At 59.6% G+C, this 13,208-nt stretch carries 9 protein-coding genes; 2 read left to right on the forward strand and 7 right to left on the reverse strand.

Going from position 1 to position 13,208, the window contains the following annotated elements:
- Positions 1-80: 80 nt before the first annotated feature.
- On the reverse strand, positions 81-1,334 hold the full coding sequence (glyA, locus tag E1573_RS15650; protein ID WP_133215257.1) for a serine hydroxymethyltransferase: 1,254 nt from the start codon (positions 1,332-1,334) through the stop codon (positions 81-83).
- Between the two features lie 222 nt (positions 1,335-1,556).
- Positions 1,557-5,381, reverse strand: a complete 3,825-nt coding sequence (locus E1573_RS15655) for a bifunctional diguanylate cyclase/phosphodiesterase (protein WP_133215259.1) — start codon at positions 5,379-5,381, stop codon at positions 1,557-1,559.
- A gap of 268 nt (positions 5,382-5,649) precedes the next feature.
- On the opposite strand from E1573_RS15655, the gene ettA reads away from it, so the two are divergent.
- Together ettA and gdhA are read left to right on the forward strand one after the other, a co-directional pair.
- Positions 5,650-7,314 (forward strand): energy-dependent translational throttle protein EttA, encoded by a 1,665-nt coding sequence (gene ettA, locus E1573_RS15660; RefSeq protein ID WP_133215261.1) that lies wholly within the window; start codon positions 5,650-5,652, stop codon positions 7,312-7,314.
- Between the two features lie 265 nt (positions 7,315-7,579).
- Positions 7,580-8,917: an NADP-specific glutamate dehydrogenase gene (gene gdhA, locus E1573_RS15665; protein ID WP_133215263.1), complete on the forward strand. Its 1,338-nt coding sequence runs from the start codon at positions 7,580-7,582 to the stop codon at positions 8,915-8,917.
- Here gdhA and E1573_RS15670 read toward each other — a convergent pair.
- The 5 genes from E1573_RS15670 to E1573_RS15690 form a co-directional block, all read right to left on the reverse strand.
- Positions 8,914-9,411, reverse strand: a complete 498-nt coding sequence (locus E1573_RS15670) for a GreA/GreB family elongation factor (RefSeq protein WP_133215265.1) — start codon at positions 9,409-9,411, stop codon at positions 8,914-8,916. The two genes, gdhA and E1573_RS15670, sit on opposite strands and share 4 nt — an antisense overlap.
- A 101-nt stretch (positions 9,412-9,512) precedes the next feature.
- Positions 9,513-9,866 (reverse strand): hypothetical protein, encoded by a 354-nt coding sequence (locus E1573_RS15675; RefSeq protein WP_133215267.1) that lies wholly within the window; start codon positions 9,864-9,866, stop codon positions 9,513-9,515.
- 344 nt (positions 9,867-10,210) lie between these two features.
- Positions 10,211-10,393, reverse strand: coding sequence for a DUF6124 family protein (locus tag E1573_RS15680; protein WP_133215269.1), 183 nt, complete (start codon positions 10,391-10,393; stop codon positions 10,211-10,213).
- Between the two features lie 176 nt (positions 10,394-10,569).
- Positions 10,570-12,423 carry a DUF4105 domain-containing protein gene (locus tag E1573_RS15685; protein ID WP_133215271.1) on the reverse strand — a complete coding sequence of 618 codons (1,854 nt, stop codon included), beginning with the start codon at positions 12,421-12,423 and terminating at the stop codon, positions 10,570-10,572.
- Between the two features lie 76 nt (positions 12,424-12,499).
- Positions 12,500-12,988, reverse strand: a complete 489-nt coding sequence (locus tag E1573_RS15690) for a DUF3015 domain-containing protein (RefSeq protein WP_133215273.1) — start codon at positions 12,986-12,988, stop codon at positions 12,500-12,502.
- Between the last annotated feature and the right edge of the window lie 220 nt (positions 12,989-13,208).

Raw genomic sequence — 13,208 nt, forward strand, 5'->3', positions numbered from 1 at the left:
AGAAGGAAGAGGTCCCGGTGGACGCTTCCCCCCCCAAAAAAAAAGCCCGGCATTTAGCCGGGCTAATTGAAGCGAACTGCTTACTTACCGTATACCGGCAGCTTGGCGCAGATGGCCTTGACCTTCTCACGAACAGCGTCGATTACCGCTTCGTTGTTCAGGTCAGCCAGGATGTCGCAGATCCAGCCAGCCAGTTCTTTACACTCTGCTTCTTTGAAGCCACGAGTGGTGACAGCCGGGGTGCCGAAGCGCAGGCCGGAGGTCACGAACGGGGAGCGTGGGTCGTTCGGTACGGAGTTCTTGTTGACGGTGATGAAGGCGCGACCCAGAGCGGCGTCGGCGTCTTTACCAGAGATTTCCTGCTTGATCAGCGACAGCAGGAACAGGTGGTTCTGAGTACCACCGGAAACCACGTCGAAACCGCGCTCGATGAACACGCCAGCCATGGCCTGGGCGTTCTTCACGACTTGCTGCTGGTAGGTTTTGAACTCAGGCTGCAGCGCTTCTTTGAAGCAGATTGCCTTGGCGGCAATGACGTGCTCCAGCGGGCCGCCCTGGGCGCCTGGGAATACGGCCGAGTTCAGCTTCTTCTCGATGTCGGCGTTGGCACGAGCCAGGATCAGGCCGCCACGTGGACCGCGCAGGGTCTTGTGGGTAGTGGTGGTGACCACGTCGGCGAATGGTACCGGGTTCGGGTATACGCCTGCAGCGACCAGGCCGGCAACGTGGGCCATGTCGACGAACAGGTAGGCACCGACCTTGTCAGCGATTTCGCGGAAGCGTGGGAAGTCCAGCACCTGCGAGTACGCCGAGAAACCGGCAACGATCATTTTTGGCTTGTGCTCGACAGCCAGACGCTCGACTTCGTCGTAGTCGATCAGGCCGTTGGCGTCGATACCGTACTGAACAGCGTTGTACAGTTTGCCCGAGGAGCTGACGTTGGCACCGTGGGTCAGGTGACCACCGTGAGCCAGGCTCATGCCCAGGATGGTGTCACCGGCCGACAGCAGAGCCAGATATACGGCGCTGTTGGCTTGCGAACCTGCGTGTGGCTGGACGTTGGCGTAGTCGGCGCCGAACAGTTCCTTGGCACGGTCGATGGCCAGTTGCTCAACCACGTCGACGTATTCGCAACCGCCGTAGTAGCGCTTGCCTGGGTAGCCTTCGGCGTACTTGTTGGTCAGAACCGAGCCTTGGGCTTCCATGACAGCCGGGCTGGTGTAGTTTTCCGAGGCAATCAGCTCGATGTGCTCTTCCTGACGCTGAGCTTCTTGCTCCATAGCGGCAAAGAGATCGGCGTCGTACTTGGCAATGGTCAAATCACGGCTGAACATGGCGGTCCTCAAGGATCGTGCTGAAATAGGCGCGCATTCTACCTCATCAGCTTTTGTCTGGCATATGAAAGGGCATCATGTCGCAGACAAATGGGGTTCATGAGCGACAAGCTGCATGCTTCAAGCGGCAAGTAAAGGCACAGATACCAAATGCTTCAGGATCGCAGCTGCACTTGCCGCTTGAAGCTTGCCGCTTGAAGCTTGCCGCTTGAAGCTTCCAGCCTACTCAAACATAAACAGGGTTTCGTTGCTGAACTGGGCCTCGAACTGGTTGGCCGGCATCGGTCGTCCGAACAAGTAGCCCTGTACTTCATCGCAACCGTGCTCGCGCAGAAACTCAAGCTGCTCGTGGGTTTCCACCCCCTCGGCGATTACCGCCAGGTTCAGGCTGTGGGCCATGGCAATGATCGCCCGGGCAATCTGCGCATCCTGTTCGCCTTCGGGCAAGCCATCGACGAAGGTGCGGTCGATCTTCAGCACATCGATGGGGAACTGCTTGAGGTAGTTGAGCGACGAATAACCCGTGCCGAAGTCATCGACGGCGATGCTCAAGCCGAGGTTCTTCAGGCTGTCGAGGATCACCATGGCTTCGTTGACTTCACGCATCAGGATACTTTCGGTCAGCTCCAGCTCCAGGCAAGCCGGCGGCAGGCCGGTGTCCTTGAGGATGGTGGCGATCCGCGTACCAAGCTGGCCGTCGGAGAACTGCCGCGCCGAGATGTTCACCGAGACCTTGGGCACCCGTACCTTGGCCTGATGCCAGGTTTTGAGCTGGCGGCAGGCTTCCTTGAGTACCCAGTCGCCGACATCCACCACCAGGCCCAGTTCTTCGATCACGGGAATGAAATCACCCGGTGGTACCAGGCCACGACGCGGGTGACGCCAGCGCAACAATGCTTCGGCGCCGGTCAGGCGTTTACCGTCACCACTGAACTGCGGCTGGTAGTAGAGAATGAACTCGTTCTGCTCCAGGGCATGGCGCAAGTCGCTTTCCAGCTCCAGGCGCTCCAGGGCACTGGCGTTCATGTCGGCCTGGTAGAACTGGAAGTTGTTCTTGCCGCGTTCCTTGGCGTGGTACATCGCGGTGTCGGCGTTCTTCATCAACTGGCTGAGTTCACTGCCATCCTGAGGGCTCAGGGCAATGCCGATACTGGCGGTGACAAAGAACTCGCGGTTTTCCAGTACGAATGGTCGCACCAGACTGCCGAGTATCTGTTCAGCGACGTGGATGGCGCGGTTCAACGCCATCTCCCGTGTGGCTCGCGGTTGCAGCAACAGGGTGAATTCGTCACCGCCCATACGCGCCACGGTGTCATCGTCATCAACGCAGTCGAGCAGGCGCTCAGCCATGTCTTTGAGCATGCGATCACCCGCAGCATGCCCGAGGGAGTCGTTGATCGGTTTGAAACGGTCCAGGTCGAGGAACATCAGCACTACCCAGGCCTTCTGCCGCTCGGCTTGTTGCAGGGCGGTATGCAGACGGTCCTGGAACAGCGTACGGTTGGGCAGGTGGGTCAGGGCGTCGTAGTAGGCCAGCCGGTGAATCCGCTGTTCACTGGCCTTACGCTCGCTGATGTCGGTGAAGAAGCACACATAGCTGGCCAGGTCGCCTTCATCGTCAAGCACGGCGGTAATGCCGACCCAAGCCGGGTAGTGTTCGCCGCTGCGGCGCTTGAGCCAGACTTCACCTTCCCAGGTACCGCGCTGGTTGAGCTGTTTGAGCACATAGCGCAGGTGGGCTTCCTGATGCTCGTCGACGGTCAGCATGCCTGGCAACTGATCGAGCACATCGGCCACGGCATGGCCACTGACGCGGCTGAACGCTTCGTTGGCCTGAACAATGTAGCCGGCCGGGTCGGTGATGAGGATGGCCGAAGTCGAGTGCTCGAATACCGTGGCCGCCATGCGCAGGTCTTTCTCGGCGCGGCGCTGCTGGCTGATGTCGCGGCCGACCCCGAGGATACCTTCGAAGCGTGCTTGATCGTCCCAGACCAGCACCAGGCGCAGCTCGATCGGAATCTTGCGGCCATCGGCGCGCAGGCAGTCAAACAGGAACAACTGATTGGGCAACTGAGTGCGCAATTGCTCCAGCTGTTCAGGATCACCCAAGGCCCGGTTGACCCGCTCGACCAGATGGTACAGACCGGTCAGTTGCGCCGGGTTGGCGATGGTTGAGTGCCAGCCGTTAGTAAAGATCCAGTCCACTTCGTAGCCCAGCACGGCCTGTACCGACGGGCTGACATAGTTGAGCGTGAGCTGGCTGTCGGTGGAGAAGATCACGTCGCTGATGCTTTCGGCGAGCATACGGTAGCGCTGCTCGCTGTCACGCAACGACTCGCTGGCTTCAATCTGATCGGTGACGTCCTTACCGACGCCAATAATGCGGGTGACAACGCCACGGCTATCGCGGGTCAGGGCTTGTTCGCGGATGTCGAAACGCCGCCAGCGTTGATCGCAGTGACGAAACCGCAGTTGGCAATGCAATTGCTCGACACCACCGGATTCGAGCATGCGCTGACGAATCTGCCGATACACCTGAGCATCTTCCGGGTGCAGGAGGATTTCCCAGAATCGTTCACCCATTTGTGCCAGCTGTGTGCGGTCGTAACCCAAGGTGTAGCCCAGGTTGCGATTGCTGAAGATCATTTGCTTGCTGCTTACGTCTTGCACATATAGCTGATCGGGCACGGTGCGGACCACGTCCGACCAGAAGCTTTCACGCTCAAGCAGCGACAGCTCCACCTGCTTGCGGCTGGTGATGTCGCTGATACTCAGGATCACTGCCTGGTAATCACGACGCTGCTCGGGAAACTTCACCATCAGCCACAGGTGCAGGTCCTGGCCATTTTCGACGGGTAAACGTACTTCCAGCTCCAACTGTTGCTGTTTGTCCAGCACCGCCTCAATCAGTTGCAGGCCAATGCCTTCAATGCCTTCGGTACCTTCAACCAAGTAGCGCCAGGCAGCATCGCAGCAGTTCACGCCCAGCAGTTGCAGGGCCACCTGGTTGACCTCGGTGACTTTCAGTTCTTGCAGCAATGCCCGGCGCAGCGCGCGATCAAACGCCAGGCGCTGTTGCAGGGCCTGCCGACTGCGCAGGCGATGGCGTTCCAACTGCAGGGGCAAGCCGGAGAGGTCGAGCACGCACAGGGCAACCCCGGTGCCTTCGAAAATGTCGTGATAGCGGCGGCGGCTTTCCTGCAGCAGGCGATGGCGGCGGCGCATGTTGATCAGGGCCAGCAAGGGGATCAGCGCGCAGAGCAGGCCGAGCAGGCATTTGCCGATCAGTGCGGGCAGCAGTTGCTGACGCGCGAGCCCGGCATCGAACAGGCCCCGCAGTTGCCAGGTACTGTTGTCGAGGAAGGCGAGCATCACGCTTTGCAGTGGCTCGTCACTGCCCGGTGCAGGCTGGTGGCGGTTGATGACATCACCGGTCCGGCTGTTTTCCAGCAGCCACAACGGGTGGTTGGGGCGGTCCAGGTGTGAAGTCAGTTCACTGTAATACCCTGCGCCCAGGCGCAGTACCCAGTAGCCGGGTGAGTCGCCTGGTTGGCGGAGCAACAGGTAAATCAGCTGGTTGTCTGCAGAGTTGCTGAAGTAATAACCACGGCCCTGATCAAGGCGCAGAAGTTCATCCAGCGCATTTCGGTCCGGGGTGTCGCCCAGGCTGTCTGCAAGCACGGTACCGTTTGCGTCGACCCACGCCAGGCTTTGTAAACGGGGTAGTTGTACCTTCAACTGCGCGACGACGTCTGGCAGCTGCGCAGGGCTTGGCGACGAACGGTACGGCTGCACCACATTCTGGGCCACCTGGGCCTTGAGCGACATGTTCAGCGCCAGATGGTCAGCCAGTTCGGCGCTGGCATTCAGACTGCGCTGATACTGATCGGCCTGGGTGTGACGGTATTGATCGACCAGTTGCCAAAGCAGCAACCCAAGCAGCAGCAACACCAACAGGGCCAGCGCGCCTTTGAGGGATCCACGTAATGGAGAGCCGGGCGCACTGGACGGCTTGCGCAGGGGTGTCGGCTGAGTGAGATTGGTCAAGCGATGATCCTGCGGGATGGCTGGATGGCAGGTTTAGAGCTGCTGGCTTGCAAGCGCCACGGTCCCTGGCGGCTACTCCGGATGCGCACTATAAGCCCGACGCCCGAAGGGCGGCTAGCATGCCTGCAAACGTGGCAAAGTGCCAGCTCTGTTCGTCGGCGGTTTGCCCAACAAGGCGCATTGCGGTAGCTTTGGCCCTTTCCTGGGGGCCACGGCTCCCTTCATCTGTTTCGCGTTCATTTTTTCGTCTCTGACGCTAGGTTTTTCCATGGCTCAATACGTCTATACCATGCATCGGCTGGGCAAAGTTGTCCCTCCGAAGCGGGAAATCTTGAAGAACATCTCCCTGTCGTTTTTCCCTGGCGCCAAAATCGGCGTGCTCGGCCTGAACGGCTCGGGTAAATCCACCCTGCTCAAGATCATGGCTGGCGTCGACACTGAGTTCGACGGTGAAGCTCGCCCGATGCCAGACCTGAACATCGGTTACCTGCCACAGGAGCCGCAGCTGGATCCGACCAAGACCGTGCGTGAAGTGGTCGAGGAAGCGGTCAGCGTGATCAAGGACGCCCAGGCGCGCCTGGACGAGGTCTATGCCGCTTATGCTGAGCCGGACGCTGACTTCGACAAATTGGCTGCCGAGCAGGCCAAGCTTGAAGCCATCCTGCAGGCCAGCGATGGCCACAACCTGGAGCGCCAGCTCGAAGTCGCGGCCGATGCCTTGCGTCTGCCAGCCTGGGACGCCAAGGTAGAACACCTGTCCGGCGGTGAGAAACGTCGTGTGGCCCTGTGCCGCCTGCTGCTGTCGGCTCCCGACATGCTGCTGCTCGACGAACCAACCAACCACCTGGATGCCGATTCCGTCGCCTGGCTGGAGCACTTCCTCCACGACTTCCCGGGCACCGTGGTAGCGATCACCCACGACCGTTACTTCCTCGACAACGTCGCTGGCTGGATCCTCGAGCTCGACCGCGGCGCCGGTATTCCGTACGAAGGCAACTATTCGGGCTGGCTTGAAGCCAAGTCCGATCGTCTGGCTCAGGAATCCAAGCAGCAATCGGCTCACGAAAAAGCCATGAAAGAGGAACTGGAGTGGGTGCGTAAAGGCGCCAAGGCTCGTCAGTCCAAATCCAAGGCACGTCTGCAACGCTTCGAAGAAATGCAATCGCAGGAATTCCAGAAGCGCAGTGAAACCAACGAGATCTACATCCCGGCGGGCCCGCGTCTGGGTGACAAGGTCATCGAGTTCAAGAACGTCACCAAAGGCTATGGCGATCGCGTCCTGATCGACAACCTGTCGTTCAGCATGCCAAAAGGCGCCATCGTCGGTGTGATCGGTGGTAACGGTGCCGGTAAGTCGACCCTGTTCCGCATGCTCATGGGCAAGGAACAACCGGACTCGGGCACCATCGAGATCGGTGAAACCGTGCAACTGGCCTGCGTGGACCAGAGCCGTGAAGACCTCGACGGCAACAAGACTGTGTTCCAGCAGATCTCCGACGGTTCCGACCAACTGCGTATCGGCACCTATGAGATTCCGTCGCGTACCTACGTCGGTCGCTTCAACTTCAAAGGTGGCGACCAGCAGAAGTTCGTCAAGGACCTCTCCGGTGGTGAACGTGGCCGTCTGCACCTGGCCCTGACTCTCAAGGAAGGCGCCAACGTCCTGCTGCTCGACGAACCGTCCAACGACCTTGACGTCGAAACCCTGCGTTCGCTGGAAGAAGCGCTGCTGGACTTCCCTGGCGCTGCCATTGTGATCTCTCACGATCGCTGGTTCCTGGACCGTGTGGCCACGCACATCCTGGCGTACGAAGACGATTCGCAAGCGGTGTTCTTCGAAGGTAACTACACCGAGTACGAAGCCGATCGTAAGAAGCGTCTGGGTGAAGCTGCTGCCCAGCCGCACCGGGTACGGCACAAAAAACTGGCATAACTCTTCGGGGTTTGCACTGAAACGGGGCCTTCGGGTCCCGTTTTTTTTTACCTCTCTGGTTCAGTGGGAGCGGGCTTGCCCCGCGATTGTGGGGTGTCAGTGAAATTGCTCGCGGGGCAAGCCCGCTCCTACAGGGAATGTATACACTTATACAAATGCACCAATAAATTTCAGAAAAACGACATGGTGCCCTGTTCCAGTGCGAGTGGTTCTTGGTAAAGTTGGGAAAAAAACATAAGTCCAACTCTATCTGGTGAATGTCTAAATGATCGAATCCGTCGAAGACTTCCTTGCGCGCCTGAAACAGCGCGACCCTGCCCAGCCTGAATTCCACCAGGCCGTCGAAGAGGTGCTTCGCAGCCTCTGGCCTTTCCTTGAGGCCAACCCTCACTATCTGCAAGCCGGTATTCTCGAGCGTATGGTCGAGCCTGAGCGGGCCATCCTGTTCCGCGTTTCGTGGGTCGATGACGCTGGCAAGGTCCAGGTCAACCGCGGCTACCGCATCCAGATGAGCAGCGCTATCGGCCCTTACAAAGGCGGCCTGCGTTTCCATCCTTCGGTCAATATTGGCGTATTGAAATTCCTCGCGTTCGAGCAGGTGTTCAAGAACTCCCTGACCTCGCTGCCTATGGGCGGCGGTAAAGGCGGCTCGGACTTCGATCCGAAAGGCAAGAGCGATGCTGAAGTCATGCGCTTCTGCCAGGCCTTCATGAGCGAGCTGTACCGCCACATTGGCGCTGATCTGGACGTGCCTGCCGGTGACATCGGTGTTGGCGCCCGTGAGATCGGCTTCATGTTCGGCCAGTACAAGCGCCTGGCCAACCAGTTCACTTCGGTCCTGACCGGCAAGGGCATGACCTACGGCGGCAGCCTGATCCGTCCGGAAGCGACCGGTTACGGTTGCGTGTATTTCGCCGAAGAAATGCTCAAGCGTCAGGACCTGCGCATCGACGGTCGTCGCGTCGCCATTTCGGGCTCCGGCAACGTGGCTCAGTACGCTGCACGCAAAGTCATGGACCTGGGCGGCAAGGTGATCTCGCTGTCCGACTCCGAAGGCACCCTGTTCTGCGAAGCCGGCCTGACCGACGAGCAGTGGGATGCACTGATGGAGCTGAAAAACGTCAAGCGCGGCCGCATCAGCGAGCTGGCCGAGCGTTTTGGTCTGGAGTTCCGCAAGGGCCAGACCCCATGGAGCCTGCCATGCGACATCGCGCTGCCATGCGCCACCCAGAACGAGCTGAACGGCGAAGACGCCCGTACGCTGCTGCGCAACGGCTGTATCTGCGTGGCTGAAGGCGCGAACATGCCGACCACCCTTGATGCTGTGGATATCTTTATCGAGGCTGGCATTCTGTTCGCCCCGGGCAAGGCATCCAACGCCGGTGGCGTCGCCGTGAGCGGCTTGGAAATGTCGCAGAACGCCATGCGTCTGCTGTGGACTGCTGGTGAAGTGGACAGCAAACTGCACAACATCATGCAGTCGATCCACCACGCATGCGTGCACTACGGCGAAGAAAACGGTCGGATCAACTACGTAAAAGGCGCCAACATCGCCGGCTTCGTCAAAGTCGCCGACGCCATGCTGGCCCAAGGCGTGGTTTAAGCCTCTGGCGTGATGGCGACGATCTCGATCAGCAGATCCCCCGCAGGTCGTCGCCACACCACCTCATCGCCGAGCGTCGCCCCCAGCAATGCTCGGCCAAGCGGTGAGCCCCAGTTGATCAGGCCTTTGCCCGCATCGGCCTGATCTTCACCGACCAGTTGCACCTGATGCGTCTGGTTGTGCTCATCAACAAAGGTCACACCACTACCAATCTGCACACGATCAACAGCGCTGGCCTTAGGCACCACCAGGGCACTCTGTACGCGCGCGTTGAAGTAGCGCAGGTCGCGCTCTATGTCAGCCAACTGCTGTTTGTCGGCTTGTTCGCCCTGGGCTTGCAGTTCATTGTGCCGAGCGTGCAATTCGCTGACTCGCTGCTGCAATTGGGTTAGTCCCTGGGCAGTGACGTAATTGGGTTGCTCACTGATTTGGCGTTCGACCGGTTGATCGGCTTGGCCAGCGGCCTGATCTTCATTAACGAATGCGCGGCTCACGACAAGCTCCCTGTGCAGGCTGATGGCTCGGCGACTGAAGCGTAGCCCGCCAACACCACCCGCACCGCTTTTTCTTATCGCTTGAAGCTTGGAGCTTGCCCCTACCGCCTATAGGCGCGTGCCGCATCGCGGTCTTTTTCTTCCTGCCACTGTTCGTCACGTTCGTCCCAGTGGCGTGCGCGGTAATCCTGCTGGTCCTGACTTTCCTGCATAGCGTGACACTGGCGAAAGCCGTCATCCCAGCCCGTTTCATACTGGCGGTTGTGCAAGTAGCGTGGCACGTCTTTGCGAAAGTCCCCGGCCATCACCCCGGCGGCCTGGCGGCCGCTGCTGCAGCCGTCCTGAAAGCCGTCGGCATAGGCGGGGGGATAGCCTTGATCGATCAGCTGCTCATGGGTTGTTTGGCAACCTGTGAGTACCACCATTACGCCCAGCACCCAACTAAACCGCTGCATCTTCGAACTCTCCACATTGTGGATAAGTCTAGGTGGGGAATTGTTGGTGCCGTGTCAAAACGTCGTGAAGCGCCTGTGTTGGGGATACCGTCTTTTGCTCAATCCTGTGGGAGATTCTATGGTCCATGGGAAGGCCTCAAGCTGTCATTGCCCATAAGGGCTGCTTTGCGGGTGAACCCGCTCCTATAGGTGGAGAAGCTGTTAAACCGGGGGGGCTTGCCCCGCGATCGCGAGCTGACAGTCACATCGCAATCGCGGGGCAAGCCCGCTCCCACTGTTGCCGCGACATGCTTTGAGGTACAGAGAGAATCCGCTGCCCCCAACCCCATCAAGCACGGCATCGATCAGCGCAGCGCCGTCTCGATGTGCTGACCGGCGCCCGAAACCAAGGAGCGGTCATTGAGGATGAGGTGATCAAGCGCATCGCTGACTGTGGCTTCGGCACATCGCAGCAGTTGGCAGGCATGTAGCAGCGCTTCTTCGGCGGGAATGCCGGCGCGGATGTTGAACTTGCTAAATCCGATCACTGGATTTTCCAGCGACGGCAGCAGCCTAGGCCCCAGCAGTATGATTCAGAACGGTCTGACAGAAAACGCCTACCGCATTGCGATATTACGCTGCGACCTGTGGGAGCGGGCTTGCCCCGCGATCGCGAGCTGACAGTCATATCGCAATCGCGGGGCAAGCCCGCTCCTACTGGTGGTTAGTAGTAGTACCACTTTAATTCCAGCATCACTTCGTTCTGTGCCGCTGCCAGCTGGCTGAACTCGCGTTTGGCGCTCAGTCGCAGGCCTAGATCGCGAGACAGCTCCCACTGCTGATTCAGGCTCAGGCTACGGCGCACTTCGCCATTGGTGAAGTAATCACCCTTGGCCTCCACGCTCAGCGTGCCCAGTGGATTTCGCCACAGCAGCCCGGTGTTGAACCCTGCAGCCGGGGCAATGAATTCGGCGAAGTCGTTGTTGTGTTCGACCCGTACCGTACCCAACGCAAACCCCAGCATGTCGTCAGCCAATTGCCAGGTGCCACCTGCACCGCCGTTGACGTGGCTGACCAGCACATCGTCCTCATGTTTGCCCAGCACCCGCTCAAGACCACCGGTGACTTGCCATGACCAGGGTTGCAGCAGGGCGTTGCGTGGCGTCAGCGAGCGTATGGTCGCCAGGTCAAAGCGCTGTACCTGCCAGTCGTTGTTCTCGTACTGCCGCAGTTTGAGCTGAAGGATCTCGATCTGTGCGCCTAGCGGAAAGCCATAGGCGTTGTCGTTAAGGTCGTGGTAGGCCATGCGCAGGCCGTATTCGGCAAAAGCACGGTCTTCGCGAGTTCCCACACCAAGTTGCCAGGTGCGCGACTGATGGCCTTCTTCGGGCAAGCCTGGGCGTTCGATATCCAGCGCAGGTGCCGGGTTGCGGTTGATCGCCCGCAACAGCTCAAAGCTACGTTGAGTGCGTGCCGGGTCACGCTCCTGGCCGTTGGCCCGGTAGCGCTCCAGACGGTACGCCGCATCTTGAACCAGCGCCTGGCGGTCGCGGGGCAGGGCGTTAAATTCCGGGCCTTGCAGCAGCGCGGTGTCGGCACTGACGGCCAGCACCTGCTGTTGCTCTGCGGCATCCAGCGGCTTGGCGCGTTCCAGCAGTTCGCGTTCGCGCGACGGGCGATAGTCGATGCGCTCTACCAAGCCCGACTGCTTGACGGCCTTCACCGTGTCGGTGGGGATTGCAGTCAGCGGAAACTGCGAGGTCAGGTCCAGGCTCGGACGGGCTACCTGAAGCAATTCAAGCAGGCGGTACGAGCAGTTTTCGTCGAAGAAGAAGTAGTCGAACTGAATCTGCTTCAGCTCCCAGATGTGTTCGACCATGCGCCCGGTTTCTTCCGGTGTCAGGTTCAGCCGGTACTCCCACAGGTCGCGGTTTTCGAGGCTGCGGTATTCGGAGAGCTTTTCCTGGTAAGGCACCAGGGCGAACAGGCCAGGATAGCCCCCCATCAGGCCTTTCCAGGCGTAGAGGATGCTGTTGTCGTTGCCTTCGATGTAGGCGCCAAAATTGACGGCATAGCTGAGCAGGGCGGTTTCATTGCTTTGCACATCTGCCTGGTCGATGCGCAGCAAGGTGTGGCCGAACATCGAGGACGGGCTGTTGAGGTACGCCGCCGGGAAGATCATCACCGCGCTGTGCGGCGAGACGTCCTTGAACCATTGCGTGTATTCCTTGCAGTCCGGCGCTGGCAGGTCGTCAAGCTGCAACTGCTCGCGTAGCCAGCGGGTGCGCGCTGGGAACACGCACTGCGCATGCTGGTCGCCGAGGTTGGCTGGTGCATAGAGGGCTTGCAGCGTGGCACGCAGTTCCTGATCGGGATGGTGGGCACCGTCAGGGGCAAGGAAGAAGCGCCGGTCATCGACGTAACTGCGCCACCCGCCTAGCTTGGCGGTTTCATAATGGCCCAGGGAAATCCAGTAGCGGTCAGCGGCCAGTTGGGCAAGGCGCGCGTCATCGAAGGAAGGAGCAGCATGCAACGGGGCGCAGGCACAGAGCGCCAGGTAGGCAAGGCGTTTGAGCATGTCGGGCAACTACGTCTGAATGATGCCGATAGAGGCAAGAAACAACCCGCCCCGAGCCGGGGCGGGTGGGCCGAGCTTAAGCCTGGGTTGCGTATTTGGCCAGGCGAGGATCGCTCTTGAGCACCGCCAGGGTGTTGGTGTGGACATCTTCGGCGGTGACATCCGCGGTTTTGAAGATTTCCTGGAAGTGCTGGTGGGTGACAGCTGCAAAGTGTGCGCGGTCTTCTGGTGCTACCCCAAGCACCACGGCGTAAGTGGTCAGTGCTTCGCCCTGGCCCTTTGCCATGTCTTCGGACAGTTCGTTCATCATGCCGTTCATGGCAAACCAGGATTTACCGCCATAGGTCAGTGCCGCATTGGTCGAGCAGCCGTTGGTGCCCGAAGTCATGCCGAAAGTGGCGTTGCCGGACGTGCCGTTGGTGGTGGAAGCGAGGAAGTGGGCCGGAGTACCGCGCTGGCCCTCGAACAGCATGTTGCCCCAACCGCAGTCTGGCCCGCCCGGCGCTTGGGCCATGGCATTGAGGGAGACCGCGGTGAACAGAGTACCCAGAAGAATCCGTTTCATAGCTTTGTTCTCTTTCTAGTCGTAGATACCAAAGGTCAGGGTTGTCTGGCATATCTATCTGCAGAGTTGCCAGGGGCGGGTCGGTTGTTTACCCAGCCGCGCAGTAATGGAGTTTAGGCACGATCTAAGGGTTCCGTGATTTATTGCGAAAAATTGCTGGGGAATGTTGACGTAGTGCAGGTTTTCGACCCTGCGACATATTGTGCCAATGAGCCTTGCA

The organism is Pseudomonas sp. H9, assembly GCF_004353925.1.
GTDB lineage: Bacteria > Pseudomonadota > Gammaproteobacteria > Pseudomonadales > Pseudomonadaceae > Aquipseudomonas.

Coding starts and splice junctions, on each gene's coding strand:
- E1573_RS15675 (WP_133215267.1), bottom strand. CDS start 9,866: ATGCAGCGGTTTAGTTGGGTGCTGGGCGTAATGGTGGTACTCACAGGT.
- gdhA (WP_133215263.1), top strand. CDS start 7,580: ATGATCGAATCCGTCGAAGACTTCCTTGCGCGCCTGAAACAGCGCGAC.
- ettA (WP_133215261.1), top strand. CDS start 5,650: ATGGCTCAATACGTCTATACCATGCATCGGCTGGGCAAAGTTGTCCCT.
- glyA (WP_133215257.1), bottom strand. CDS start 1,334: ATGTTCAGCCGTGATTTGACCATTGCCAAGTACGACGCCGATCTCTTT.
- E1573_RS15685 (WP_133215271.1), bottom strand. CDS start 12,423: ATGCTCAAACGCCTTGCCTACCTGGCGCTCTGTGCCTGCGCCCCGTTG.
- E1573_RS15690 (WP_133215273.1), bottom strand. CDS start 12,988: ATGAAACGGATTCTTCTGGGTACTCTGTTCACCGCGGTCTCCCTCAAT.